Source organism: Rhodococcus koreensis, assembly GCF_900105905.1.
In the GTDB taxonomy this organism is placed as follows: Bacteria; Actinomycetota; Actinomycetes; order Mycobacteriales; family Mycobacteriaceae; genus Rhodococcus_F; species Rhodococcus_F koreensis.
Genome location: NZ_FNSV01000005.1, coordinates 2,468,792 through 2,495,180, shown reverse-complemented (window position 1 = coordinate 2,495,180; position 26,389 = coordinate 2,468,792). Strand labels below are relative to the sequence as shown.

Sequence of the window (26,389 nt, the reverse complement as noted above, 5' to 3'; positions counted from 1 at the left end):
GCGACGGCGGCCGCTGCGAAGGCGCTTCCACCGGCTCTCCCGGCGGTGGCAAGCCCAGAGATCCCGACCCACCGTGCGAGAGCCGGCGCGGATGCGGTGGCGGAGAGCCCAGCGAGACACGGGAACCCAGTCACACGGCCGAGCCGACCAAGACGGCGGAGCCGTCCGGGACCCAGGAACCGTCCGGAACCCAGGAACCGTCCGGGACCACGGAGCTGTCCGGGACCACGGAACCCACCGTGTCCGCTGAGCCCACCGGGACGTCGACTCCTTCGACGTCACGTGTCGTCGTCGTTCCGCCCAACCCCATCGTGTTGCCACCCGTCGCGGAACCGAAGGTCGTGCGCCCGGACGCGTCCGGAGGCGACGATTCCGGAGACGTGGGATCCGGCGACGAGGGTTCCGACGCTGCGGCCGCCCCGGCCCCCGGGAATCCTGCCGGTGCGCCACCGGCATCCGGGGGAGCACCGGCAGGAGGTTCCGGGTCCGGTCCCGGCGCCGCCGCGGCATGCCCGGGTGTGAGCGGTTCCACGGATTCCGCGCCCCAGGACCGGCCCGCCGGGGAGACCCCGGGCAGCGACGCACAGTCGCCCGGCGCACAGGCGCCCGACGACGGCGATCCGGATGCCGCGCCGCCGGGAATGGTGCCGGTGGTCCACAGTGAGCCGTTGCCTGCGATCACCGTTCTCGGTGGGGTCGGCGTGCTGCTGTGCTGCGCAGGCGGAGCGGGTGCGCTGACCTTCAAGGGCGCTCGCGCACAACAGGCGCGCATCGCGGCCGCGCGGGCGGAATTCTTCCCGCCCGCTTCGAATGGAGGGGTGTAGTCGTGGGGGCGAACAGATCTCATCGTCGGGTGGCGGCGGCCGTGGACGCGGTGTGTGACGCCGCGGCCCGAGCCGAGGCAGTGACGCTTCGGCACGTGATGGACGCGGTGGCCCGCGAACGGCAGCGTGCCATCGAACTCGATTTCACGAAGCCGATGGCACCCGGGGTCTGCGGCCAGCGGCGCGCGTACCCGGACCGGGACGTGATCGTGCTGGCGCCGGGTCTGCCGGACCTCGACCGCACGCTCGCGCACGAGTTGGGTCACATCGTGTTTCGACACGAAGGAGCGGAGATCGTGGCCGCGACCCTCGAAGCCGGCGACGATCTGATCGCCTACATGCTCAGCCAGCGGTCGCGGCGGCGGGGAGACGAACAGCCGTCCGACGAGGTGGCCGAGTGGGAGGCCGAGACGTTCGCGTCGATGCTGCTCATCCGTTTGAAGACGATGCAGGGGCGCGGTACTCCCGTGTCCGTGCTCCGGTACGACGAGGCGATCGGCTGATGGGCTGGCTGGTTGCGCTGGTCGTCTGGACGGCGGCGGGTGCCCGGATCGGCCGCGTCGCCGCGCGTCAGCCGACGCCATTGCGGGTGGCGATGGTGGTGGCCGTGTCCAGTGCGGCAATCGCGTCGACGCTGGCCATCCCGGACGTCGCAGGTCGCCTCGACACCGTGGCCCCGGCGCCCGGGCTGTCGCAGATCGTCCTCGAACTGGCATGGACGCTGTTCGCCGCCGCGAGCGCGGTCGGCGCGGTCTCCGTGTGGCCGATACTCCCGCGTGCGGCGTTGCGCGCCGTGGCCGTCGTCGTCTACACGGTCGCCGTCGTGGTCGGAATCGGGCTTGCCGGTGGATATCCCGTCCCCGCGCTGGTGTTCATCGTGATCGCGCTGACCGCGGTGGTCGTGACCGGGGTCCGGCACGTCGCGTGGACCCCGCTCGGCCGGGGAATCTCGCTGATCGTCGTCGGATCCGCGACGGTCCTGGCGGCGGCCGGCGTGGGACTGGTGCGCGAGGTGTCCGGGCAGACGTGGACCGTCGGCTCCTCGCCGGCGTACACCGTCGCGGCCGTGATCGTGTCGGTCGGCACCGTGTGGGTGCTCGTCGAAACCTGGCTGCGCGCACGGCAGGACCTGCGCCGCATGGACACTCTGCATTCGGTGCTCGTCACCAGGTTCCCCGAAGTGGTGGAGGGCGACGGCAAGGGCAGCACGGCCGTTCTCCGCGCCTCCGACGCGGTCGCCCACGTCATGGACGCGCTGTACCTGCAGGCGGGTGCGGGCATGCTCGACACGGACGAACAGGACCTTCCGGAATCGACGGCCGAGCGCGCCAGGATTCTCGCGCGCTGGATCGACGACCCGGTCGCCTCGGACGTCCTCGACACCGAATGGATCGCGCTGCCCCAGGGTATGTCGCCGCGCCGATGGGTGCTCGAACTCGCGGACGCGTACACCGAGTTCGGCACGTCGGCCCCGGCTCCCGCGCAGGCGGATACCGCCGACTCGGCTGCGGACTAGCCGGAGCGACCGGTGATACCGGTCAGTCCGGCGATCCGGTGACGAGCCATCCGCAGGGTGCGGCGAGGTCCTCGGCCTCGGGCGGGCCCATGGATCCGGCGGGATACGGCTTGGCCGGGGGAGGGTCCCGCAGAAGCGCGTCGGCGACGGTCCAGACGTGGGCCAGGCCGTCGGGGCGCGTGAACAGCGACCGGTCGCCGTGCAGGACGTCGAGGATGAGCCGCGAATAGGGTGCCAGGGCGTGGCCGAGCGGCACCGTATCGAGGGGCAGCCCCAGGTGGCCCACCGACAGGCTGTCGTCGGGCCCGGGTTCCTTGACGACCATCGAGATGTCGATCTCGCCGTCGCCCTTCAGATCGAAGGTGAGGACTGCGCCGTCCGGCGGAATGTCGGTGAGCGGGCCCTGGGGACTGCGGAAGACCAGGCTCACCCGTTGCTTGCTGACGCCCAGCATCTTTCCGGTGCGGAGGAGGAACGGCACCCCGTGCCAGCGGTCCGTATCGACCCACAACCGGGCGGCGACGAACGTCTCCGTCGTCGAATCGTCCGCGACACCGTCGACGTCGCGGTACCCCTCGTACTGGCCGAGCACCACGTCGGCGGTATCGAGGGGACGGAACGCCCCGATCACGGATTCCCGTGCGGATTGGAGATCGTCGGCGCCCAACGTCTCCGGCGGTTCCATCGCGATCTCGGCGGCGACCTGGAACAGGTGCGTCACGAGCATGTCCAGGACGGCGCCGGTGGCGTCGTAGAACCGGGCGCGGTCGTCGATGTCGAGTGTCTCGGGCACGTCGATCTGAATCTGCTCGACGTGTTCCCGGTTCCAGACGCCCTCGATCATCCCGTTGGCGAAGCGCAGGATGTGCAGGTTCTGGGTGCTCTCCTTGCCGAGGAAGTGGTCGATCCGATAGATCTGCTTCTCGTCGAGGACGTGGTGCACGGCTTCGTCGAGTTCGGTGAACGCCTCCTGGGAAGTCCCGAACGGCTTCTCGTACACGACGCGTGCGCCGCGGGCCAGATCGTGGGCGCCGAGCGCACGGGTGGTCTCGGCGAATGTGCTCGGTGGCAGCGCCAGGTAGTGGACCAACTGCGCATCTGCCGCGCCGAGGTCCTGCCGCGCCTGCTGCACGGCCGCGGGGAGCGTTCCCGGGTTGTCGGGGGTGAAGCCGCCGCCGGCGAATCTCAGCCGCCGGGAGAACGGTTCCCAGTCGGCGTCGTCGTGCGGCACTCCGAACTGGTTCACGACGTCGCGCACGTGGTCGCGGAACTGATCGTCGGAGACGTTGCCCCGCCCGGTGCCGATCAGCATCCACTCGGAGTTCAGGAGTCCGGACAGGGCGAGCTGGAAGAACGCGGGGAGGACCATGCGTTTGGACAGGTCTCCGGTGGCACCGAAGAGGACGAAGATCGTGGGACCGAGCTGCGGTCTGTCAACCATTGCTCCATCATGCGCCACGAAGACACGCCGGGCAGGACAATCCGGTGGTGTCGTAAGGCCGGCGTTGCGAGTCCTACGCGGATCTCCGGAACAATCTCCGTCGAACTCGTTGCCGTCCAATGACTCTCGTGATCAGCGGGACGCGTCCGGCGGAACCTCCGGCAATCCCTCGCTGGCGCGGAGTTTCTCGGCCATCGTGGTGAGCAGATTCTGCGACTCTTCGGAAAGGTCGAACGCGCGGCTGGAGAGCTTGCGGAGTCCGTATCCCTGGAGTTGCGAGAGAAGCTCGAGATCGTGGTCGATCTTCGCGGCGTAGATGTCGTTGAAGAAGTAGTCGGGCTTCACCTTGAAAAAGCGGGCGAATGCCGCGACCGTCTCGTCGGAGGGATTGGTGCGCTGTCCCGATCGGAGTTGGGAGATGTAGGGCTTCGAGATCTGATGTCCGTCTGCGATCAGCGCCGCAGCGACCTCAGCGTTGGTATGCGGTTTACGTCCCGGAGGGTGGACCGTGTCGAAAAGCTTGTTCAACCGCGCAGCAAAATCTGCCATTGTGAGCCGCCGGGTCCTCTCTCGTGCGCGCGTCAGTCGTGTGAACGACACCGTACCACGATGATAACCGATTGATAACTCACGGACATAGAGGCAAAACGCCGTTCGCTCGAGCATGGCTTATCTCATATATGTTTCAATCACCGGGCGCCGCCCGCTCGGGAATCCTCGGCCTTTCGGGCGCCCTCTGTGCTCGTCACGCACGGTCTACCGTTGAAAGTTCAAGGGGGGCGCCGGTGCGGTCGGCGATGTGCTCGCATCGGAATCCGCGGCCGAGGGTGTGGCCGCATGGTTGCCGTTTCAATCACTGAGAGTTTGCTGGCAACGTCGCAGGGGTGTGCACCGCGAGGTCGACGTGGCTATCGTCCCTGTTCAGGGCCAATGTGTTGCGTTGCGCATCGCAACGTCGAGAGGTCGCTCGCGGCCCGCGGGGCTTGGTGAACACTACTGTGAAGCAGAGCCTTCTGCACGGGCGGCGGGCCGCGCGCCGCCGTTTCGTTCCACGGCCGCTGCGGGTCGGGTGCCCGTCCGCCTCGGCGAGCTGGACGATTGTCCAGCTCAGGTGGGGTTCTGTAGCGGCGGCGGACCTACGAGTCTGGTCAAAACCGAAGCCGTCAGGGATGATTGTGATATGGAACACAGAATGAGTGACGCCGAGCTTCGGAAGGCGATTCGAGTTCTGCGCGAGCGCGCCGACGACGCCCGGCACCGAGGAAACGACGACGATGCCAACGGGATCGAGAGGACGATTCGTACTTATCAGGAAGAAATGACCCAGCGGTTGTGAACCGTCACGAACCGGCCCGGCGAGGGCCGGTTCGCGTCATTTCCGGGCAAATGTGCCGCCGCAGTTGCGTGCGCGCAATCAGATTGCGTGCGTAGACTTCCAGCCGACACGGATCGGTGACGACGGGGGCGCACACGGCTATGGCGATCAAGACGCTGGACGGCAAGAAGTGCCTGATCACGGGTGCAGGTAGCGGAATCGGGCAGGCAACAGCCCTGGCGGCCGCGGCCGAGGGCGCCGAACTGTTCCTCACCGACATCAACGAGGTCGGCCTGGCGCAGACGGTCGAGCAAGTCGGCAGCGGTGGGGGCACCGTCAGTTTCTCGCGTGCGCTCGACGTGTCCGATTACGACGTGGTTGCCGCATTCGCCGCCGATGTCCACGAACAGTTCGGCAGCCTCGACGTCGTGATGAATGTCGCCGGCATCTCTGCGTGGGGGACGGTCGAGAATCTCGAACACCGTCACTGGAAGTCCATGGTGGACGTCAATCTGATGGGCCCGATCCACATCATCGAGAGTTTCGTGCCTCCGATGGTGCGGGCGGGACGCGGCGGTCACCTGGTCAACGTCTCTTCCGCCGCCGGACTCCTGGCGCTCCCGTGGCATGCGGCTTACAGCGCAAGCAAATTCGGTCTCCGCGGAGTGTCCGAGGTCCTGCGGTTCGACCTCAAACGGCACGGGATCGGCGTGAGCCTCGTGGTTCCCGGCGCGGTCAAGACGCCGCTGGTGGGCACCGTCGAGATCGCAGGCGTCGACCGCGACGATCCGCGCATCCAGAAGGCGATCCACCGCTTCGAGAAGCGCGCTGTCACGCCCGAAAAGGTGGCGTCCTGCATCATCGCCGGCATCAAGAAGGACCGGTACCTGGTGTACACGTCGCCGGACATCCGGTTCGGCTACTGGTGGGCCCGCAAGTTCTCGCCGCCGTACGACTTCGTGATGCAACGGGCGAACGACCAGTTCAGCAAGTTCCTGTAACGGCTAGGCCTCGCCGGCCCGGAGTACTGTGCCGTCAGTGAACCGGACGCCGTCGGTGCACCGGCACTCGACCTGCCCGGCCCCGAACTGCTCGGCGTGGAGGCGCGCGTACAACCCGTGTCGCGTAAGGAGTTCGGTGTGCGTGCCGCGTTCGACGAGTGTTCCCTCGTCGATCACGAAGATCACGTCGGCGTGCTGAATCGTGGACAGCCGGTGGGCGATCGCGAGCGTGGTGCGTCCGCGCATCACCTCGCCGAGGGCACGCTGGACGAGTCGCTCGGAGACCGTGTCGAGCGCGGACGTCGCCTCGTCGAGGATCAGTACGCGGGGATTCTTCAGCAGCACCCTGGCGATGGCCAGGCGTTGCTTCTCGCCGCCGGACAGGCGGAATCCTCTTTCGCCGACCAGGGTGTCGTAGCCGTCGTCGAATCCGAGGATGCGGTCGTGGATGTTGGCGGCCGCGGCAGCCGCCTGCAATTCGGAATCCGTCGCGTCCGGCTTGGCGTATCGAAGGTTGTCGGCGATCGAGGCGTGGAACAGATACGGGTCCTGGGTCACCATTCCGACCGCGTCGGCGAGTGAACTCATGGTCAGGTCGCGCACGTCGTGGCCGTCGACCCGGACGGCGCCGCTGTCCACCTCGTAGAGGCGCGGCACGAGGTAACAGAGCGTGGTCTTGCCTGCGCCGGACGGTCCGACGAATGCCGCGAGCTGACCGGGTTCGATCTCCAGCGACGTGCCCGCGACCGCCCAGCGCCTGCTGCGACGTTCCGCCGGTGCGGCTTCGGGTGCCGCCGAGGCCGGGAGTCGCGGCGCGACGGTCGCGACGCCGCGCATGCCGCCCCCACCGCCGCGGCTCAGGCTGCGCAGAGCCACCGGGTCGGGATCCGCGGTGGCCAGGCGGACGGGCGCGGGATACGCGAAATACACGTCGTCCAGTTCCACCCGCCCGGGTGAGTCCGCGGGCATTTCGACGGCGTCCGGCCGGTTCACGATCGCGGGTTGCAGGTCGAGGTACTCGAAGATGCGGCGGAACAACGCCATCGACGTCTGGACGTCGAGGGTGACCCGCATCAGCGAAACCAGCGGTTGCAGCAATCTGGCCTGCAGCGTCGAGAACGCGACGAGCGTGCCCGCGGAGAGGGCCGCGGAACCGCCGCTGACGAGATACCCGGCCAGCAGGTACACCAGAGCGGGAGTGATCGCCATGAACGAGCTCACGACGGCGAAGAAGCCCTGCCCCGTCATGGCTTGGCGCACCTGAAGTTCCGTCTGCCGGGCGTTCTCGGTCCGATACCGGTCCAGTTCGGTGTCGGCCTGGTTGAACACCTTCGTCAGCAGCACACCCGACACGCTCAGTGCTTCCTCGGTGATCGCGGTCATGTCCGACAACGACTCCTGCGTCTTGCGCGCCAGAACCCGCCGCCGGGCGCCGACCCGCCGCTGCAGATAGACGAAACCGGGCAGCAACGCGACCGCGAGCAGCGTCAGCTGCCACGACAGCAGCAGCATCGCGACGAGCGACGCCGTGACGGTGACGACGTTCGAGAGGATGCTCGACGCCGTGGACGTGAGGACCGACCGCACGCCTCCGACGTCGTTGGCCAGACGCGATTGGATCGAGCCGGTCTTGGTGGAGGTGAAGAAGGCCAGCTCCATCTTTTCGAGATGGGCGAACAGGCGTTCCCGGAGATCCGCCATCGACAGGTTGCCGACCTTGGTGGTGAGGTAACTCTGTCCGACGCCGATCACCGAACCCGCCAGCGTCACCACGATCATGGCCACCACCAGCCACAGCAGCAGCGTCAGGTGCACGCCGCTGCCGTCGGTGGGAAACAGAGCGCGGTCGAATACGGCCTTCGTGAGGAACGGATTCACGATGCCGAGCAGCGAGGAGACGACGATCGCGGCCGCGACGAGCACCAGCCACCCGCGGTAGGGGCGCAGGAGCGCCCAGATGCGGGGGAGCAGCGAAGGCTCGGGCGCCTGCTGGGTGGATGCGGAACCGGTCGCGGACATCTCCCCATCGTGCCCACCGAGCGGAGTCCTGGCGAGCCGATTCGGTCCGGTTACGGCCGGTCACCGCGCTCGGGGATGCCGAGTTCGCCTCGCACCGCGGTGAGGAAGTCTTCCTGGGCGCTCTTGCCGGACTGAAAGTGGTCGGCGAACTGTTGCTGGCGGGTGGACAGGGCGTCCGCTGACACGACATCATCTGCCGCGAAGTCGTTGCTCAGCCAGCCGATCGTCTCGGCGCCGGCCAGATACTCGACCACCATTCGCCGTGCCGATTCCACTACCGCCCCGGATCCGATCAACTCCACCGCCGCGAACTTCGAGCCGAGCACGATATTTTGCCGCGGTAGCGGCCCGAGGATTTCGAGCATCACGCCCGAGAGGTCGGGGCCCTCGAAGTGGTCGAATGCCACCGATACGGAACCTGCGGTGGTGCACACCTCGTTGGCCGCGGTGAGGAACTCCGTGTAGATCTGCTGCCGCTGTGTTCGCAGGAATTCGTTCGAGGACTGGTTCACCGTCGCCTCCACCTGATTCGACGTGTTCAGCAGTGTGAACGCCCCTCCGGACACGGAACCGATCAGGGTCCCGGCGACGGCCATCGCGGCGACCAGCATGCTGAGCCGAAATTGGTGGCGCCGCACAGCCATTCGGTCGAGAGGTTCGGCGCTCTTGGTCTCGCTCATGGTTTCACTCCCATCGACGCTCCACCGGTGTACGTCGACTCTCCCGTACGGCCCGAGACCCGTCGCGCGTAGTCGACTACGCGGATTGTGAAACTTTTCGAGGGTGTCGGAGCGATATGCGTAGTAGGCGGCGATCGATGGCGCCGTTCTTCTTCACCGGCAGTGTGAGGGCCGGAACGTAGAACTTCTTCAGCGGTGCCCGCCGTGCAGGCAGTCCTCGAACAGCGTGCGCACCTCGTCGACGTGCCGGTCGAGATCCGCGAGGTCCCAGCCGTCGGTCGACACGGGCGCGAGGACGTCGACGTCGACGGTGCCGGGGTGCGCGACGAGCGAGTTCCGCCACATCCGTTCGCCGGCGTTGTGGATGACGATCGGCACGATCGGCACTCCTGCCTGCATCGCCAGATGGAATCCGCCCTTCTTGAACTTGCCGAGACGTGGGGACGGTGAGCGGGTGCCCTCGGGGGCGATCGCGATCGAGATGCCGGACTGCAGTTTGTCCACGGCCGGGCGGAGCGCCGCCCGCGCCTTGGTGCTGTCCGACCGGTCGATGTAGGCGACGTCGAGGAGGGCACCCACGGGAATGAACCGGGGGTCGCGCGCGGCCTCCTTCTTCGCGACGCCGGTGACGTCGCGCCGGATGACGCTGCCGATCACCAGCAGGTCGAGCGAACTCTGGTGGTTGAACATGAAGACCGCGGGCCTGGCCGACCACGCATTCTCCTTGCCCTTGATACGAACGTTGATGCCGCAGATCGTGAGGGCGAGATCCGGTCCGAAGCTGCCGACCAGGTTGGCTCCGGTCTGCCGGTTCTGGGTGAGCAGGCCCGCGGAGACGCCGAACGCCGCGGCGCCCATCAGCGCGCCGATCGCGGTGGTGGTGCGGGCGATGGACATCGGGTCGGCACCGCTCTCGGGAGGTCGCAGATTCACCGACGGCCAACCGTTCTGCCGCGCGGTGGCCGCCAGTTTGCGGTCGGGATTCAGCGCCACGGGATGTCCCACCGACTTCAGCATCGGAACATCCTCCGCGCCGTTGGAGTACGCGAAGCTGTCACCCAGATCGGCGCCGTGCTTGTCGGCGTACTCGCGCAGTGCCTCGGCCTTGGCCGGCCCCCACAGCGGCGCCGAGTCGAGCTTTCCGGTGAGCATCCCGTCCAGGATCGCGGGCCGGGTGCACAGCACGTCCTCGGGTTCGATGTCGAGGTCGGCGGCCACCGACAGCGCCTGATACGGGGTGGCGGACGTGGCCATCACCACCCGGTGGCCGGCGTGCCGGTGCGCGGCGAGCAGGCCGCGGACCTCTGAGAAGATCATCCTCGCGATCTCCTGCCGGAACAGCCGCTGCCCCCACTCCTGCATCTCGTCCTCCATGCGCCCGGCCAGGCTCTGCACGCCGATGCGCATCAGGTTGCCGACATCGGCGCCCCGGAATCGGGTCTCCACCGCGGCGTTCGTGGTGCGGAGAAGCTCGGCGACGCTGATGTCGAAGCGCCGCAGGCGGTCCCGGTAGACGACACTCGCGGAGTACCCGCTGATCAACGTGCCGTCCAGGTCGAACGCCGCGAGGGTGGCCGGACCCGGAACGGCGGCCGCGATGTCGTCGTGGAGACTGCGGAGATCGCTCATCTACTCACCTACCACCCATCTGGTCGAGATTCTCGTGCGCGATGGCCCGGATGCGGAGCACCTGGTCGATCAAGGTCTGGAGTTCGGCCTCGAACTCGACCCGCCGGTCCGCCATGTTCTCGGCGTTCGGTTCGACCAGTCCCCGGTTCCGCGCCAGCTTGAGCGCGGTCGTGAAGAGTTCGGCCGAAATCGACTCGCTGCTCCCGATCTGCTGCCGGAGCCGTCGCTGCTCGGCGAGCGCGAGGCACGCCGTCATGAATGCCTTCTCGTCGAACTTCCGGTCCACGGGAGTGCGCAGCAGCTGACTCGCGACCACCGCGTACGCCTCCAGGAACGGCTGCAGAACCCGATGCGCCAGGTGAATGCGCATCCCGGACAACAGGTTCGCCGCATGTTGAGGGTCGCCCAGATTCGACTCCCACGCCGGGTCGATCAGGTCCAGTTCGGCCCGCAGTTCCTTCCGGAAGCTGTCCTTCTCGCTGAAGAAGAATTCGAACTTGAGGAGGTCGCGGATGCGGAGCGCCGCATTCCATCCGTCCTCGAGCGGGTCGGTGAACTGCTGATCGACCGCGGCGCGCAGTACCATCTCCGCGATCGCCCGCATCACCAAAAAGTGAATGGTGTTGTTGCGGTAGAACGCTGCCACGAGATGCTGATCGCGCCCGAGGTAGAACACCCGCTCGCTGCCCTGGTCGAAACTTTTCAGGACCCCGGAGTCGAGATGGGTGCGCACGGCCTTGCGGATCACCTGCGGATCCGTCAGATCCACGTCGCCCGCGGTCGGCAGCGAGCGCGCCGTGATGTAGTCGACGAGCGGCCCGAGGATGCCGCCGACCTCGGCGACGGTGAGCGCCCGGTCCTCGATGCCGAGGAACGCGAGCATGACGAGCGACGACGCCGTGACAGGGGTGACCTCGTTGATGCGGTGGCATACCTCGAACGCCGTCTTCTGCACCGCCAGCCGCAGATCGTCCTCCTGGCCGAGGTAGTCGGCCAGCGACATCGGCCTGCCGACGTTGACGTGCGCGACACCGTGCCGTTGACCCTGCGCCCGAACGTATCCGAAGAGCCAGCGCAGACTCTCCTTGCTCTTCGCCTGGCCGTGCGCCTCCGCCGCCATCGCCCCGACCTCGTACAGCTGATCGTAGGTCAGCGACACCGGGACCAGATACACGTCGGACATCCCGCTGTCCCGGAACGCTTTCGCGAGGTAGTTGAGCAGGCCGAACCGCGGCGGCCGCAGCTTCCCCGTGCGGCTTCGCCCGCCCTCGATGTACCACTCGAGGTTGAACCGCTTCGTGAGCAGGTAACGCATGTACTCGCGGAGCGTCCACTTGTAGATCTCGTCGCCCTCGATCTTCCGGCGGATGAACACGGTGCCGCTGCGCTTGCCGATCGGTCCGATCGGCCAGAAGTTGATGTTCAGCCCGCCCATCACGTGGTTGAGCGGAAGGTCGTTCGCGAGCAGCGCCGGCCGCAGCACCAGTGGGTCCAGGTACGAGCGGTGGCTGGGCAGGAACACCAGGGAATGTTCCTTGTTCAGCTCCCGCAGGTCGTCGAGCCGGGTGGTGTCGACGTCGAGGCGATACGCGCGGGAGAAGTAGCGGCCCAACTGATCCCACAGTGCGATGGCCCGCCGGCTCTGGGCGGCGACCATCTCGTCCAGCGCGCCGCGGGCGCGGCGATCCACCTCGGCGACGGGGAGATTCAATTGGGCCGACAGTTCGTGGGTGCCGTCGTGGTACCGGCTGGCGTCGGTGATCTCGTCGACGACGAACCTCGACACCTTGTATTGCGTGCCCAGCACCGTGCGCTCGGCCCGCTCGAGGGTCAGCGCCGCCTGGCGGCGGATGAAATCCGGAAGGGATCCACCCCCGTTCTCGGCGAGCCGGCGTTCGAGGTCGCTGAGCGGGGCCGGGTCGCCCTCCAGAACCTGGCACCGCGCGGGGTCGTCGCGCATCACCCGGCGCTGTATGTTCTGGCCGGGGTGCAGCGGATCGCGCAGCGACAGCGTCTCCCGCAATCGCTGCGCGCCGTCCGGATGCGTCTCCTTCGGCAGCCACACCACCCGGAGTGGGGTGAGAAGCGGATCGTCCTTCCGCCGTGCCAGATCGGCGAGGGCCTGATCGGTGACGCGGACGGTCGGTGGTGGCTGACCGGAGTCGTTCGCCTGCCGCTCCAGCCACGTGCGGAGAACGTCGTCCTCCATCTCGCTCATCGTCTCGATGAGATAGACCCGTGGCCGTGTCGTCTGCTCGTCCATCGCGCCTTTCCTTTCACCCGCGGCCGAGTTCGACGATCTCGTCGAGACTCTCCTGCAGGCACGACATGAACCGCGCCGGTTCGGTCACGGCGGCGGTGTCGAGATTGACACCGATGCAACACGTGCCGACGTGGGAGACCAGAGTTGCCATGACCGCGCAGCCGGGAGCGGGGCCGAACGGGAACATCCGCTCGATCCGGGCGCCCGCCAGATACACGGGCACGGGCACGCCCGCGACGTTGCTGGCCTGCAGGTCGAGGCCCGTCGACTGCGAGAGGTACCAGTTGGCCAGGACCACCGTCGGGATCCGGACCAGGATCGGGGCGGCGGAATCGAGCAGACCGAGTGCCGGTTCCTGGCGCAACCCGAGAATGATCGTGCGTACCTTCTTGATCCGTGCGATCGGGTCGCGTTCACCGACCGGTCCGGCGAACCGGGCCGCCGCGAACCGGTTGCCCCCGGTCGGGTCCGACGCCGAACGCATACTCACCGGCATCCCCACCGGAATCGTCTCGAGGTCGTGGCCGAACGATTCGTGATAGCGGCGGAAACCGCCCAGCAGTGCCGCCACATACGCGTCGTTCAACGACCCGCCCGCGACGTGGGCGGCGGAGCGCAGTTCGTCGACACTCACCTCGAGCACACCGAACCAGCGTCCGAGCCCCCGGTCGCGCAGCAGGTCCGAACCCGTGGTCGGGGGAGGAGTCACCACCCGGCGGATCGAGTTCGCGTAACCGGCGACCTCCGTGACACTGCCCACCGGGTCGCCGACGATCGTCATCGCCGTCCGCACCGCGCCGCGGATCAGGCCGCCGAGACGGCCGGGGGCGCTGCGCACGTTGCCGAGTGCCTGTTCGAGCAGGGCGCCGCCGCCCGACATCTGCTCCGGCAACGGCGCAGGCCGATCCGGTTTGTCCGGCGACGGTTCGGGACGCCTGCTGTGCAGCAGCGTCATCAACTGGATGCCGCCGAGACCGTCCGTGATGCTGTGGTGAGTCTTCACGACGTAGACGGCGCGGCCGTCGTCGAGCCCCTCGATGAGCATCGCGCTCCACGGCGGCCGGGCGCGGTCGAACGGCTCCGTCGCCATGTGCCGGCACATCCGCAGCGCATGGTCGAACGTCGCGGGCTCCGGCAGCCGCACCCGCGACAGGTGATAGTCGAGATCGAATTCGGGGTCGACCGACCACATCGGGTTGCCCAGCCGCAGCGTCGGCTCCACCACCCGCATCCGGATGCGCGGCACCATGTGCGACGCCCATTCGTGGGCACGCACGAGCCGCTCCCAGTCCGGCGGTTTGTCGAGGACGTCGACCGCGACGATCGGTGAGCGCAGCTTCGGCTGCACCTCCTCCATCCGCCACATCCCGGTCTCGAAGTCGGACATCGTGCGGTCCGCTCCCCAGGCGACGTCGGAGAAATCCACGTCGACGGCACTCGGTGGTATCAGAGGTTCGCCGTCGGCCATGCTCACCCTCATTCGGTTGCTCGAGTTGCCCTCAGCTGCTGCTTTTCCAGTGTGGACCCGCCCCGCAGATCGCGTCCCTGGTTCCGGCGGATTGCGCGGCGGACTTTCCGCCCGAGGCGCTCCGCGCCCGTGCGCGGTTGACGAGTCCCTGGACTCCTTCGCCGCTCACGGAGTTGTCGTAGGCTGCCGTCATGGCGAAAAGCTTCGACTACTCCGAACAGATCGCGTACCCGATCGACCGCGTGCACGCGACGGTGACGGACCGGGCGTTCTGGCAGCACCGGTTCGAGGAGGCGCCGGAGAAGCTCACCCTCGACGACAGCCGCGGCCCCGGCACACTGACGGCGACGATGCGCGACACCATCGGCGCGTCCTCCCTCCCCGGGCTGGTGCGCAAGGTCGTCTCCGGTGAACTGAAGGTCGAGCGGGCCGACGAATGGGGCGCACTCGACGGCGACCACGCCGACGGCCGGATCAGCGGCAGCTCCACCGGGATCCCCGTGAAGATCGACTGCACGTCGGTGCTCCGCGCGTCGGGCGACGTCACCGTCCTCGACGTCTCCGGATCGGTGCAGGTCAAGATCCCGCTCGTCGGAGGACAGATCGAATCCCTCGTCAGGAAGCTGGTCGGCGACATGGTCGGGCAGGACCGCGACGCGATCGAGAAGTGGCTCGGCGACAGCTGACGCTCACGCCCCCGGCGCGGGGCCGTCCAATTCGACGTCCAGCGTGCGGGCACCCGGCCCCGCCGTGCCCAGCCGGTCGTGGCTGTTGACGATCGCGCAACTCCCCAGCGACAGGCACCCGCAGCCGATGCAGCCGGTCAGGTTGTCGCGGAGACGGATCAGCTGCTCGATCCGCTGATCCAGATCGGCGTGCCACCGCGTCGACAGCTTCTCCCAGTCCTTCCGGTTCGGGGTGCGGCCCTCGGGGAGGGTCGCGAGGGCGTCCCGGATCTCGGCCAGCGGAATCCCGACCCGCTGGGCGATGCGGATGAACGCGACCCGCCGCAGCGTGTCCCGGCGATAGCGACGCTGATTGCCGGACGTCCGCCTGCTGGTGATCAGCCCCTCGCGCTCGTAGAAATGCAACGCCGACACCGCGACGCCACTGCGCTCCGACAGCTGTCCCGGCGTCAGTTCCTTCGCTCTCCACTCGGGCATCTCCACGACAGGCAACCTTTCACCGGGTTACCTGAACAATACTCGAGGTCAGTCGCGGCGGAGATGACCGTGGAGATGGTGTGTGAGCGGAGTCAGGTCGTGCGCCATCCACAGGTCGTATGTGAGGTCGCCGCCGCGCACCGACAACTGCCGCCGGATGCTGTGCACCGGTTTGGCGTCCGGGGACGCGCTCAGCGCCACCATCGACAACTCGATGATCCCCTCCCGGATCTGACCGCGGTGGATCTCGGTGAATCCGGTCGGCTGGGCGACGAGCAGTTCCGCCTCGTCCTCGGCGACGAGCCGCAGATACCCGGACTCCGAGTGCAACGGCCGCCCGGTGCCCGCCTCCCACGTCCGAGACCGGTACGCCAGGAACGGTTTACCGCTGGGAGCGAATTCGATCTCCTCGGTGTACGCAAAGTCGTCGATCGTCGGGTACGCACCCTCGCCCTCGCCGCGCCACAGACCGGCGAACGGCGCCAGGGCGGGCGGTACGGACGGAACCGGTGGTGTGGTCGCAGACGAACTCGCCGTCGCATCCGTGTGCGCCGGCGAGAGAGTCGAGTTCTCGTCCATGAGATACCTCCGCCGCTTCACGGTACTCGCCTGCGGGGCCGAGGGACACGGTCGGCGGCGGGAGCGTTTGAGCGTGCCTGCCGGGCCCGCCGGCATTACCGTCTAGACATGAACGCGTCGGGTTCTGCACCGCTGGGGGCCAACTCCGAAGTCGGGCAGCTGCGTGCCGTCCTCCTGCACCGGCCCGGGGACGAACTGAAGCGGCTGACACCCCGCAACAACGACCAACTGCTGTTCGACGGACTGCCCTGGGTCGACCGCGCACAGGAGGAGCACGACGCGTTCGCGGACCTCCTGCGCAGCCGCGGCGTCGAGGTCCTGCTGCTGTCCGACCTGCTCAGCGAGACACTCGGCGCCAGCGGAGCCGCCCGCATCCACGGCATCGGCGCGGCCGTCGACCCCCGGAAGCTGGGCCACACCCTGGCGCAGGAACTCGCCGCGCACCTCCGCGGCGTCCCGGCGCCCGAACTCTCGACCATCCTCACCGCAGGCATGACGTTCGACGAACTGCCCGTCGCCGCGAACACGGCGTCGCTGGTCCGTCGCATGCACCACGGCGGCGACTTCGTCATCGACCCGCTGCCCAATCTGCTGTTCACCCGCGACTCGTCGTTCTGGATCGGACCGCGCGTCGCGATCACCTCGCTGGCACTGCCCGCCCGCGTCCGCGAAACGTCCCTCACCGACATCATCTACGCCCACCACCCGCGTTTCCGGGGCGCGCGGCGCGCCTACGAATCCCACACGGCGCCCGTCGAAGGCGGCGACGTCCTGCTCCTGGCACCCGGCGTCGTCGCCGTCGGAGTGGGGGAGCGCACCACACCGGCCGGAGCCGAGGCGTTGGCGCGCAGCGTCTTCGAGGACGAACTGGCGCACACCGTGCTGGTGGTGCCCATCGCGCAGGCCCGGGCGTCGATGCACCTCGACACCGTGTGCACGATGGTCGACCACGACGCCGTCGTGATGTACCCGATCATCCAGAACACGCTGTCGGCGTTCACCATTCACCGCGAGGACAACGGTGTGTCGATCCGCGGCGCCGACCCGTTCCTGAGCGCCGCCGCCGAGGCCATGGGCATCGGCAAACTGCGCGTCATCGACACCGGACTCGACAACGTCACCGCCGAACGCGAACAGTGGGACGACGGAAACAACACGCTCGCACTCGCACCCGGCGTCGTCGTCGCCTACGAACGGAACGTCGAGACCAACGCCCGGCTCGAGGCGTCGGGCATCGAGGTACTGCGGATCGCCGGTTCCGAACTCGGTTCGGGCCGCGGCGGCCCCCGCTGCATGTCCTGCCCGGTCGCCCGCGACCCGCTGTAGGCGGCTCCGCCGCCCGTGCGTGGTTAGGGAGTGCAGGGACTCGTCAACCACGCACGGGCCCGGAGGGCCTAGAGGATGTCGCTGACCTTCGCGGCCGGGCGGGCGAGGACGGTGCCCCTGTCCGTCACGACGATCGGTCGCTCGATGAGGATGGGGTTGTCCACCATCGCTTCCAGCAGTTCGTCCTCGGACGCGTCGGCGAGCCCGAGTTCCTTGAAGACGGCCTCCTTCTTGCGAATCGCCTCGCTCGGTTTCAGGCCGGCGTCGTCGAGAAGTTTGCGCAATCCGTCCCGCGAGGGCGGGGTCTCGAGGTACGTCACGACGGTCGGCTCGATGCCCGCGTCCCGGATCAGTCCGAGGACCGTCCGGGACGTGCTGCAGCGCTGGTTGTGGTAGATGGTCGCGGTGTTCGCCATATCCGACATTCTGCACCCGGGGAACAAATGCGCCCGCACCGAGCGCTGAACCATGGGTAGTAACTCGTAACCAGTCGACGAAAGAGGGAGATCGATCATGGCCGAGCACCGGGACGCGGCTCCGCAGCGCATCGTCATCGCGGGTGGACACGGGAAGATCGCCCGTCACCTCATCAAGATTCTCACCGCCCGCGGTGACCGTGCGGTCGCGCTGATCCGCAACCCCGACCACGAGCACGAGGTCGCGGCACTCGGCGCCGAACCGGTGGTGATCGATCTGGAGACGGCGACCGCGGACGACGTCGCGAAGACCCTCGCCGGTGCGGACGCCGCGGTGTTCGCGGCCGGTGCCGGTCCGGGCAGCGGAATCGCCCGCAAGGACACCGTCGACCGCGGGGCCGCGGTGCTGCTCGCCGACGCCGCCGAGAAGGCGGGGACGCGGCGATTCGTTCAGGTCGGTTCGTTCGGGGCGGGTGAGCCGATCCCCGAAGGCACCGACGACGTGTTCGCCGCCTACCTGGTCGCGAAGACGGCAGCCGAGGAAGATCTGCGCGCCCGCACCCATCTGGACTGGACGATTCTCCGTCCGGGCGGTCTGCTCGACGACGACCCGACAGGTCACGTCACGCTCACCGCGCCTCCGCTCGAACGGGGCACCGTCACGCGCGCCGACGTCGCAGCGGTGGTCGCGGCGCTCCTGGACCACCCGAACACGGCGAAGAAGACGCTGATGCTGACGTCCGGTCCGACGTCGATCGAGGACGCCGTCGCCGCGCTGTAACCATTGCGGCGCCGCAACCGCGCAACTACGGTCTGATACAACGCGTGGAACAACGGAGGTGGCGCCGGCCGTGGACATCGACATCGACCCCGATTCGTCGACCGCCCCGTTCGACCAGTTGCGATTGCAGATCATCGAGCAGGTCCGCAGCGGGCAACTGATTGCGGGAACGAAGATTCCCACGGTCCGTGCGCTCGCCGTCGAGGTCGGCCTCGCACCGAACACGGTCGCCAAGGCGTACCGGGAACTCGGCGAGCAGGGTGTCATCGAAACCCGGGGCAAGCAGGGCACATTCATCGCGAGCGGCGGTGACCCCATTCGCGCCGGAGCCGAGAAGGCCGCAACAGGGTATGTGCAGGAACTGCGGAAGCTGGGGGTGTCCGACGAGGAGATACTCGGCTTCGTGCAGTCCGCTCTCCGCGGCGCCGAATGAGGACGGCGCCACATCCAGAAGTGTGACCACAGAAAGGTAGACGCTCGGTATGGCCTCCGCACTCTGCCGTGACCTCGCACTGTTGATCGCCCGGATCGGGCTCGGCGTGATCTTCGTCGCGCACGGCTGGCAGAAGTTCTTCGACTACGGAGTGACGGCCACCCAGGCGTCGTTCGCCGACATGGGCGTCCCGCGGCCCGACATCTCGGCTGTTGCGGCCGCCACTGTCGAACTCGCGGGTGGATTTGCTCTCATCGTGGGCATCGCCACACCGATCGCCGGAATCCTGCTGTTCCTCGACATGCTCGGGGCGCTGATTCTGGTGCACGCGGACAAGGGCGTCTTCGTCGCGAACGGCGGGTACGAACTCGTCGTCGCACTCGGCGTCGGGTCACTGTTACTCGCTGTGATCGGTGCCGGACGCCTCAGCATCGACGGGCTCCTCGGAAGAGGCTCGGGATGGGGCAAAACCGCAGCGTAACGATACCGTTCGGCGGGTCTCGATTCGGTGTGAAGCGGTGGGCTAGCTTGCTTTTACCATCGAAAATGACCAACGTAGTTGTTCATGGCAATGAATACTGATCTGCCTGATCAAGGTTCCGACACCGCTGACGCGGCCGTCGGCGGAGGGCTCAAACGGGTCGGTGTTCGCACCGATCACGTCGTGTTCTCGGCCGCCGCCGCCGCGGTCTCGGCAATCGTCGTTTGGGGGCTCGTGGCCCCCGACAATCTCGACACCACGACCGGTAAGGCGCTCGACTGGCTGGTCACCGACATGGGCTGGTTGTTCGTCCTGTCGGCGTCCGGGTTCGTCCTCTTCTCACTGTGGCTCGCGTTCAGCAAGTTCGGGCAGATTCCGCTCGGCAAGGACGGCGAGAAGCCCGAGTTCCGGACCGTCAGCTGGATCGCGATGATGTTCAGCGCCGGAATGGGCATCGGACTGATGTTCTTCGGTGTCGCCGAACCGCTCGCGCACTACGTGACACCCCCTCCGGGTTCCAGCGGTGGCATCGGAACTGCGATGGCCACCACCATGTTCCACTGGAGCCTGCACCCCTGGGCGATGTACGCGGTGGTCGGACTGTCGATCGCGTACGGCTCGTACCGCAAGGGTCGCAAGCAGCTGTTCAGCTCCGCGTTCATCCCGCTGCTCGGCCGCCGCGCCGAGGGGCCGATCGGCAAGTTCATCGACGTCCTCGCGATCTTCGCGACGCTGTTCGGGACCGCCGCCTCGCTGGGTCTCGGCGCACTGCAGATCGGGTCCGGCTTCCAGGTCGTCGGGTGGATGTCGGAGGTCAGCACGTTCCTGCTGGTCGCCATCGTCGCCCTGCTGACCCTCGCGTTCGTGGCCTCGGCGGTGTCGGGTGTCGCCAAGGGAATCCAGTGGCTCTCCAACACCAACATGGTGCTCGCCATCATCCTGGCGCTGTTCGTGTTCGTCGTCGGACCGACGGTCCTGATCCTCAACCTGCTGCCCACCACGATCGGCGCCTACGCCGCGCAGCTCGCGCAGATGTCGGCCCGCACCGGCGCGTCCTCTGATCCGGCGACCGGCGAATGGTTGTCGTCGTGGACCATCTTCTACTGGGCATGGTGGATCTCCTGGACCCCCTTCGTGGGCATGTTCCTGGCCCGCATCAGCCGAGGCCGCACCATCCGGCAGTTCGTGGTCGGCGTGATCGTGGTGCCGAGCGCTGTGAGCCTCGTGTGGTTCGCGATCTTCGGCGGTGCGGGAATCAGCGAGCAGCGTGACGGAATCGACCTCGCCGGGCAGGACACCCAGGAGGGTCAGCTGTTCGGGATGCTCAACCACCTGCCGCTCACCGGCATCACCACCGTCCTGGTGATGATCCTCGTGGCGATCTTCTTCGTCTCCGGCGCCGACGCCGCCTCGATGGTGATGGGCACCCTGTCGCAGCGCGGGTCGCTGGAGCCGCAGCGATGGGTGGTCGTGTTCTGGGGTGTGCTCACCGGTGGTGTGGCCGCGCTGATCCTGTGGACCGGTGGCGACACCGCACTCGACGGACTGCAGACGATGACGATCATCGCTGCGGCGCCGTTCGTCATCGTGATGATCGGGTTGTGCTTCTCGCTGTACAAGGATCTGTCCCGTGACCAGATGATCGTCGACGGCCGGGAAATGCGGAGGGAGATGCGGAGAGTGGCGGCGAAGCGTCGTCGCGACCGGATCTCGTCCCGCTAGAGAAACAGTCTGCGAGCCGCCCGGGTCCCACGGGACCCGGGCGGCTCGACTCGTTCACGGTGTCAGCGCCAGCTGGGCAGCCATAGTTGGTGCTGCCACGTCTCCGGGGTGATCGGGACGGCCGTGAGGATCGGCCACAACCAGATGAAGTTGGCGACCACGAGCCCCACATAGAGGCAGACGGCGAGCAGGCCGGTGGTGCGCCGCTCGAACGACGCCCGCGCGCTGCCGAGGACGTCACCCAGCACCAGCGCGATTCCCATCACCATGAACGGCGCCAGCGCCACCGCGTAGAAGTAGTACATCTGGCGGTCCAGGGTGGTCAGCCACGGCAGGAACGCGGCGCCGTAGCCGGTGAGGACGGTGGCGTACCGCCAGTCCTTCCGCACCACCGACTGCCACAGGGCCCACGCGAGCATCGGCAGTGCCAGCCACCACATGGCGGGCGTCCCGATGAGCATGACCGCCTTGACACAACTCGACGCCCCGCAACCGGTGACGTGATCGCCCTCGGCGAAGTAGTACAGCATCGGGCGCAGACCCATCGGCCACGTCCACGGCTTCGACTCCCACGGGTGATGGTTGCCCGCCGAATTGGTGAGGCCCGCGTGGAACTGGAGGACGTTTCCGCTGTAGTACCACAGCGACCGCAGCGCTGCCGGCACGAACGACCAGGTGCCGCCCGTCCCGATCTCGTTGCCCACGGCATGCCGGTCCACACCGGTCTCGCTGGCGAACCACGCCCAGTAACTGGCCAGATACACGAACAGCGGGACGACGACGAGCGCGTACAGCGCGGGGCCGATGTCGCGGACGCCGGCCCCGAACCACGGGCGGCGCACCCCGTAGGCGCGCCGGGCCGCCACATCGAAGGCGACGCTGAGCAGCCCGAAGAACACGATGAAGTAGACGCCCGACCACTTGGTGCCGCACGCCAGACCCAGCATGATCCCGGCGCCGAACCGCCACCAGCGCACACCGAGCCGCGGACCCCACTCGCTGTCGCCGATCCGGCCCTCGGCGTACACCCGGGCCATCCGCTCGCGGACCTGGTCGCGGTCCACGATCAGGCAGCCGAGCGCCGCTACCCCGAACAGGGCCAGGAAGATGTCGAGCATTCCGAGCCGGGACGAGACGAATGTCACCCCGTCCGCGACCAGCAGGATCCCGGCGAGACCGCCGATCAGAGTGGACCGCGTGAGCCGTCGGACGATCCGGATCACCAGCAGAACCATGATCGTGCCCGCCACCGCCGAGGCGAACCGCCAGCCCCAGCCGTTGTAGCCGAAGATCGCCTCGCCCATCGCGATCAGCTGTTTCCCGATCGGCGGATGCACCACCAGCCCGTAGCCGGGGTTGTCCTCGAGCCAGCCGCCGGTGAGCACCTGCCAGCCCTGCGGCGCGTAGTGCTTCTCGTCGAACACGGGAGTGCCCGCGTCGGTCGGGTACCCGAGCATCGTGAACCGGGTGATCGCCGCGATCGCCGTGACGAACAGCGTCACCATCCAGCCGCGCGCACGGTCGACGGGGCCGAAGTCGGGGGGCGGCACGAGCGGCGCCGGTCCGACCATGGACGGCTGTCGTGCGGAGGGCGTCGGTCGCTCGTCCGTCAGCATCGTCACGCCGCAATCGTAGGCTGTGGGTCATGACTGGTCGCCTAGTGCTCGCCGCAACACCGATGGGGGACGTGGGTGACGCCTCGCCGAGGCTGCGTACGGCGCTCGGGACGGCAGATGTCGTCGCCGCCGAGGACACCCGCCGCACCAAAGCCCTCGCCTCCGCGCTCGAGGTGACAATCACCGGCAAGGTCGTCAGCTTCTACGACCAGGTCGAGACGGCCCGGCTGCCCGCCCTCGTCGCCGACGTCGCGTCCGGCAAGACCGTTCTCCTCGTCACCGATGCCGGCATGCCGTCGGTCAGCGACCCCGGGTACCGGCTGGTGTCGGCGTGCGTGGCCGAGGATCTGGCGGTGACGTGCCTGCCCGGACCGTCGGCGGTGACGACGGCACTCGCGCTGTCCGGGCTGCCCGTCGAACGGTTCTGCTTCGACGGCTTCCCGCCCCGCAAGCAGGGTCAGCGCAAGACGTGGTTGCAGGCCCTGGTCACCGAGCAACGCGCCTGCGTGTTCTTCGAGGCGCCGCACCGGCTCGCCGACTGCCTCGCGGACGCCGCCGACGTGCTCGGCGGCACCCGCCGCGCCGCCGTCTGCCGGGAGCTGACCAAGACCTACGAGGAGGTGCGCCGCGGCACCCTCGCCGAACTCGCCGAGTGGGCCGCCGAGGGCGTCCGCGGCGAGATCACAGTCGTGGTGGAGGGTGCCACCCTCGTCGCGTCCGACCCCGCCGACCTCGTCGACGAGGTGGAGCGACTGGTCGCCGACGGCACCCGGCTCAAGGACGCGTGCGCGCTCGTCGCCACCACCGGCGTGTCGAAGCGGGAACTCTACGAAACGGTGCTGGCGTCCCGGAAGGACTAGGCGGCAGGCGGGCGCTACCGCCGCAGGGCACGCTCCCCGGGCGCCAGCGACGCGTCGTCGGCGGCCGCCTGTCCGGCGTACCAGCCGTTGGCGTCGACGGCCCGGCCGCGCGCCTTCTTGGTCCGCGGAAACAGGCGGTCGAACTCGGCGTCCACGGCCTCCGACTTGGTGGCCAGGATCGGCAGCAGATCGGCGACGGGAATCGACGCCGCGTCGGCGGCGTCGGCCGTGGCCCGGCTGTCGGCGTCGCGCAACCGCTGCCCGATGCGGCTGGCGAAGCCCGCCAGGAAACCCTTCCGGAACGACGTCGTGCGCGAACCGCTGCGACTGTCGGCGTCCGCGAATTGCATTGCGCGCGTGGCCTGCACCAGCAGGGAGGTGAAGAGCATGTCGACCTGCTGGAGGTCGAGGGGGGTGCCGACCACGGTCGCGATGGCGAGCGAGCTGAACCACACGGTGCGCACCCGGTTGGAGTCGCCGATCTCCGTGAGAAGGTGCACCTTCTCCTTGACGTACGGATTCTCCAGGTGGATCCGGCGACTGTGCACCGCGGTGTTGCCCACCCCGTGCTGGGTGTGGAGGAGGGCCGCGTTGATCGCGTAGCGCGTCATCAACTCCTGCGCCTTCGCGGTGAAGATCTCCGCCTCCTCCGCGAAATCGGTGGCCTCGGCCTTGGCGAGCAGCCCGCGAATCCTGTTGAGCACCTTCGCGTCGGCCTCGGCCTCGCCCGGCATCGCCGCGGACGGGTCGGCGACCCGCACGACCGGCCACGTCGACGGCGGAGGAGTGAGCACCGTCCAGCCGGGCAGATTCGTCCACGACAGCGACAGGTCGGTCAGCTGGTAGACGGAGTGGTACGGGTCCTCGAACAGCAGCCCGGCGGCCAGGGCCCGAACGTCGGGACCGTCGACCGGAACCCGCGCCGCCAGGTGGGACGCGCCCGGGTACTGCTCGCCGATGGTGCGGAGTTGCTCCACCCAGTCCCGCGGCGCCCGGTGCGCGGCGCGGGTGCGCTCCGCCTCGTGCAGCACCAGGGCCGCCGCCAGCGCCGCGTCGGACGGCTCCTTCGATCTCCGCGCCAGATGCACGACGTCGGCGGGCTGCCACCCACGCTCGTACGCGCCCGACAACTCACCCATCAGGGTGTGGACTGCCGCGGCGGCCTGTGGGCTCACTTCGTCGTCGAACACGCGCGCTCCGTTCCCGAATCCACGGTGATGAGATCGAATGTATGTTCTATTCGGCGTCATGGGGAGAGTGTGCCTGCGGGGTCCGACAAGAACGGACCCGCGCTGATCAGTCCTCCACGTAGCGGGGGAACACGCCCGACGGTGCAGGCAGCGGGGTGCCCGCCACGACGCGCGTCGGAAGGTCGCTGAACTGCCGCGCGTCGCTCTTCTGACCCAGCAGGTCCAGGATCTTCTCCGCGGCGTCCGGCATCACCGGCTGCACGAGGACGCCCACGATCCGGACCACCTCGAGCGTCACGTACAGCACCGTCGCCATCCGCTCCGGATCTGTCTTCCGCAGCACCCAGGGCTCCTGCTTGGAGAAGTACCGGTTGGTCTCGCCGAGAACCGACCAGATCGCCTCCAGCGCGAGATGCAGTGCCTGGACGTCGTATTCGGCGCGCACCCGCTCCAGCAGCGCATCCGCCTGCGCGAGCATCGCCGCGTCGTCCTCGGTCAGCTCGCCGGGCGTCGGAACCTGCGCATCGCAGTTCTTCGCGACCATCGACAGCGAACGCTGGGCGAGGTTGCCGAGTTCGTTCGCCAGGTCGGCGTTGATCCGGGTGACGATGGCCTCGTGGCTGTAGCTGCCGTCCTGGCCGTAGGAGATCTCGCGGAGCAGGAAGAAGCGCACGGCGTCGAGGCCGTACTGCTCCACCATGGCGACGGGGTCGACGACGTTGCCGACCGACTTCGACATCTTCTCGCCCTTGTTGTAGAGGAACCCGTGCACGAAGACCCGCTTCGGCAACTCGATTCCCGCCGACATCAGGAATGCCGGCCAGTACACGGTGTGGAACCGGGTGATGTCCTTGCCGATGATGTGCAGGTTCGCCGGCCAGAACTTGCCGAACTGCTCGGAATCCGTGTCCGGGTATCCGGCGCCGGTGAGGTAGTTGGTGAGGGCGTCCACCCACACGTACATCACGTGCTCGGGGTGATCGGGCACCGGAACGCCCCAGTCGAACGTCGTCCGCGAGATCGACAGGTCCTTGAGACCACCCTTGACGAAGCTGACGATCTCGTTGCGCCGCGTCGCGGGCGCGATGAAGTCGGGATTCTCGTCGTAGAGGGCCAGCAGCTTGTCCTGGTACTCGGACAGCTTGAAGAAATACGTGGACTCCTCCGTCCACTCGACCGGGGTACCCGTCTCGGTGGACAAGCGCGAACCGTCCTCCTGCAGCGTGGTCTCGGCCTCGGTGTAGAACGCCTCGTCGCGGACCGAGTACCAGCCCGAGTACGTGTCGAGGTAGATGTCGCCGTTGTCGAGCATCTTCTGCCAGATCGCCTTGCTGGCTTCTTCGTGGTCGGCATCCGTCGTGCGGATGAACCGGTCGAAGGAGATGTTGAGCGTCTTGTCCATGGCCTCGAACACATCGGAGTTCCGCGCGGCGAGTTCGCGGACGTCGATGCCTTCCTTGGCCGCGGTCTGCTGCATCTTCAGACCGTGCTCGTCGGTTCCCGTCATGAAGAAGACGTCGAACCCGTCCAGACGCTTGAACCGTGCGAGGGCGTCGGAGGAGATGTACTCGTAGGCGTGGCCGATGTGCGGGACGCCGTTCGGGTACGCGATCGCCGTCGTCAGATAGAAAGGTGGCCGCGAGGCGGTGGAATCAGCAGCATTCAT

The 26,389-nt window shown here is 67.9% G+C and carries 25 protein-coding genes; 12 read left to right on the top strand and 13 right to left on the bottom strand.

Translation table 11 applies throughout. From position 1 onward, the window contains the following. The first annotated feature begins 239 nt into the window (after positions 1-239). The 3 genes from BLV94_RS50910 to BLV94_RS16265 are packed head-to-tail and all read left to right on the top strand — an operon-like array spanning position 240 to position 2,340. Positions 240-824: a hypothetical protein gene (locus tag BLV94_RS50910; RefSeq protein WP_244163606.1), complete on the top strand. Its 585-nt coding sequence runs from the start codon at positions 240-242 to the stop codon at positions 822-824. A 2-nt stretch (positions 825-826) separates the two neighbouring features. Further along, positions 827-1,327: an ImmA/IrrE family metallo-endopeptidase gene (locus BLV94_RS16270; protein WP_143051394.1), complete on the top strand. Its 501-nt coding sequence runs from the start codon at positions 827-829 to the stop codon at positions 1,325-1,327. Then, a complete protein-coding gene (locus BLV94_RS16265) occupies positions 1,327-2,340 on the top strand; it encodes a hypothetical protein (protein WP_072941164.1) in 1,014 nt (337 codons plus the stop codon). The genes BLV94_RS16270 and BLV94_RS16265 overlap by 1 nt, the downstream gene beginning before the upstream one ends. Positions 2,341-2,362: 22 nt before the next feature. Here BLV94_RS16265 and BLV94_RS16260 read toward each other — a convergent pair whose 3' ends face one another. Both BLV94_RS16260 and BLV94_RS16255 read right to left on the bottom strand, forming a co-directional pair. Continuing rightward, positions 2,363-3,781 (bottom strand): glucose-6-phosphate dehydrogenase, encoded by a 1,419-nt coding sequence (locus BLV94_RS16260; protein WP_072941161.1) that lies wholly within the window; start codon positions 3,779-3,781, stop codon positions 2,363-2,365. Positions 3,782-3,913: 132 nt separating this feature from the next. Further along, entirely contained in the window at positions 3,914-4,330 is a 417-nt protein-coding gene (locus tag BLV94_RS16255; protein ID WP_005238699.1) for a helix-turn-helix domain-containing protein, read from the bottom strand. Between the two features lie 643 nt (positions 4,331-4,973). Here BLV94_RS16255 and BLV94_RS49570 point away from each other — a divergent pair. Further along, positions 4,974-5,117: a hypothetical protein gene (locus tag BLV94_RS49570; RefSeq protein WP_005561362.1), complete on the top strand. Its 144-nt coding sequence runs from the start codon at positions 4,974-4,976 to the stop codon at positions 5,115-5,117. 140 nt (positions 5,118-5,257) lie between these two features. Next, the gene (locus BLV94_RS16250) at positions 5,258-6,097 is read left to right on the top strand and encodes an SDR family oxidoreductase (protein WP_072941158.1); all 840 of its coding nucleotides are present in this window, start codon (positions 5,258-5,260) and stop codon (positions 6,095-6,097) included. Positions 6,098-6,100: 3 nt separating this feature from the next. Here BLV94_RS16250 and BLV94_RS16245 read toward each other — a convergent pair whose 3' ends face one another. The 5 genes from BLV94_RS16245 to BLV94_RS16225 form a co-directional block, all read right to left on the bottom strand. Continuing rightward, on the bottom strand, positions 6,101-8,116 hold the full coding sequence (locus tag BLV94_RS16245; RefSeq protein WP_072941156.1) for an ABC transporter ATP-binding protein: 2,016 nt from the start codon (positions 8,114-8,116) through the stop codon (positions 6,101-6,103). Positions 8,117-8,166: 50 nt separating this feature from the next. Next, positions 8,167-8,796, bottom strand: coding sequence for a hypothetical protein (locus tag BLV94_RS16240; RefSeq protein ID WP_072941153.1), 630 nt, complete (start codon positions 8,794-8,796; stop codon positions 8,167-8,169). Between the two features lie 189 nt (positions 8,797-8,985). Further along, positions 8,986-10,425 carry an HAD-IB family hydrolase gene (locus tag BLV94_RS16235; protein ID WP_072941150.1) on the bottom strand — a complete coding sequence of 480 codons (1,440 nt, stop codon included), beginning with the start codon at positions 10,423-10,425 and terminating at the stop codon, positions 8,986-8,988. A 4-nt stretch (positions 10,426-10,429) separates the two neighbouring features. After that, positions 10,430-12,688: a glycerol-3-phosphate 1-O-acyltransferase gene (locus BLV94_RS16230; protein WP_072941147.1), complete on the bottom strand. Its 2,259-nt coding sequence runs from the start codon at positions 12,686-12,688 to the stop codon at positions 10,430-10,432. A 13-nt stretch (positions 12,689-12,701) separates the two neighbouring features. After that, the gene (locus BLV94_RS16225) at positions 12,702-14,156 is read right to left on the bottom strand and encodes a wax ester/triacylglycerol synthase domain-containing protein (protein ID WP_072941144.1); all 1,455 of its coding nucleotides are present in this window, start codon (positions 14,154-14,156) and stop codon (positions 12,702-12,704) included. A gap of 191 nt (positions 14,157-14,347) precedes the next feature. Here BLV94_RS16225 and BLV94_RS16220 point away from each other — a divergent pair, with 191 nt between their 5' ends. Then, a complete protein-coding gene (locus BLV94_RS16220) occupies positions 14,348-14,842 on the top strand; it encodes a DUF2505 domain-containing protein (RefSeq protein ID WP_072941141.1) in 495 nt (164 codons plus the stop codon). A 3-nt stretch (positions 14,843-14,845) separates the two neighbouring features. Here BLV94_RS16220 and soxR read toward each other — a convergent pair whose 3' ends face one another. Next, positions 14,846-15,325: a redox-sensitive transcriptional activator SoxR gene (soxR, locus tag BLV94_RS16215; protein WP_072941138.1), complete on the bottom strand. Its 480-nt coding sequence runs from the start codon at positions 15,323-15,325 to the stop codon at positions 14,846-14,848. A gap of 42 nt (positions 15,326-15,367) precedes the next feature. Continuing rightward, entirely contained in the window at positions 15,368-15,898 is a 531-nt protein-coding gene (locus BLV94_RS16210; protein ID WP_072941137.1) for a nitrobindin family protein, read from the bottom strand. Between the two features lie 108 nt (positions 15,899-16,006). Between BLV94_RS16210 and arcA the strand changes: the two genes are divergently transcribed. After that, positions 16,007-17,224 (top strand): arginine deiminase, encoded by a 1,218-nt coding sequence (arcA, locus tag BLV94_RS16205; protein ID WP_072941134.1) that lies wholly within the window; start codon positions 16,007-16,009, stop codon positions 17,222-17,224. A gap of 68 nt (positions 17,225-17,292) precedes the next feature. Here arcA and arsC read toward each other — a convergent pair whose 3' ends face one another. Further along, positions 17,293-17,640: an arsenate reductase (glutaredoxin) gene (gene arsC / locus BLV94_RS16200; protein ID WP_482822426.1), complete on the bottom strand. Its 348-nt coding sequence runs from the start codon at positions 17,638-17,640 to the stop codon at positions 17,293-17,295. Positions 17,641-17,737: 97 nt separating this feature from the next. Here arsC and BLV94_RS16195 point away from each other — a divergent pair, with 97 nt between their 5' ends. The 4 genes from BLV94_RS16195 to BLV94_RS16180 all read left to right on the top strand — a co-directional run bounded on the left by BLV94_RS16195 (position 17,738) and on the right by BLV94_RS16180 (position 21,057). Next, a complete protein-coding gene (locus BLV94_RS16195) occupies positions 17,738-18,421 on the top strand; it encodes an NAD(P)H-binding protein (protein ID WP_072941133.1) in 684 nt (227 codons plus the stop codon). A gap of 58 nt (positions 18,422-18,479) precedes the next feature. After that, positions 18,480-18,854, top strand: coding sequence for a GntR family transcriptional regulator (locus tag BLV94_RS16190; RefSeq protein WP_005238723.1), 375 nt, complete (start codon positions 18,480-18,482; stop codon positions 18,852-18,854). Between the two features lie 49 nt (positions 18,855-18,903). After that, positions 18,904-19,335: a DoxX family protein gene (locus tag BLV94_RS16185; RefSeq protein WP_072941130.1), complete on the top strand. Its 432-nt coding sequence runs from the start codon at positions 18,904-18,906 to the stop codon at positions 19,333-19,335. A gap of 90 nt (positions 19,336-19,425) precedes the next feature. After that, positions 19,426-21,057 (top strand): BCCT family transporter, encoded by a 1,632-nt coding sequence (locus tag BLV94_RS16180; RefSeq protein WP_371851551.1) that lies wholly within the window; start codon positions 19,426-19,428, stop codon positions 21,055-21,057. Between the two features lie 62 nt (positions 21,058-21,119). On the opposite strand, the gene BLV94_RS16175 is transcribed toward BLV94_RS16180, so the two are convergent. Then, positions 21,120-22,628 carry a dolichyl-phosphate-mannose--protein mannosyltransferase gene (locus tag BLV94_RS16175; protein WP_072941229.1) on the bottom strand — a complete coding sequence of 503 codons (1,509 nt, stop codon included), beginning with the start codon at positions 22,626-22,628 and terminating at the stop codon, positions 21,120-21,122. A 74-nt stretch (positions 22,629-22,702) separates the two neighbouring features. On the opposite strand from BLV94_RS16175, the gene rsmI reads away from it, so the two are divergent. Continuing rightward, entirely contained in the window at positions 22,703-23,533 is an 831-nt protein-coding gene (rsmI, locus tag BLV94_RS16170; RefSeq protein ID WP_072941126.1) for a 16S rRNA (cytidine(1402)-2'-O)-methyltransferase, read from the top strand. 14 nt (positions 23,534-23,547) lie between these two features. Here rsmI and BLV94_RS16165 read toward each other — a convergent pair whose 3' ends face one another. Both BLV94_RS16165 and metG read right to left on the bottom strand, forming a co-directional pair. Beyond that, positions 23,548-24,783, bottom strand: coding sequence for a DUF2786 domain-containing protein (locus BLV94_RS16165; protein ID WP_072941123.1), 1,236 nt, complete (start codon positions 24,781-24,783; stop codon positions 23,548-23,550). A 46-nt stretch (positions 24,784-24,829) separates the two neighbouring features. Beyond that, complete coding sequence (gene metG / locus BLV94_RS16160) at positions 24,830-26,389, bottom strand: methionine--tRNA ligase (protein ID WP_072941121.1); 1,560 nt, start codon at positions 26,387-26,389, stop codon at positions 24,830-24,832.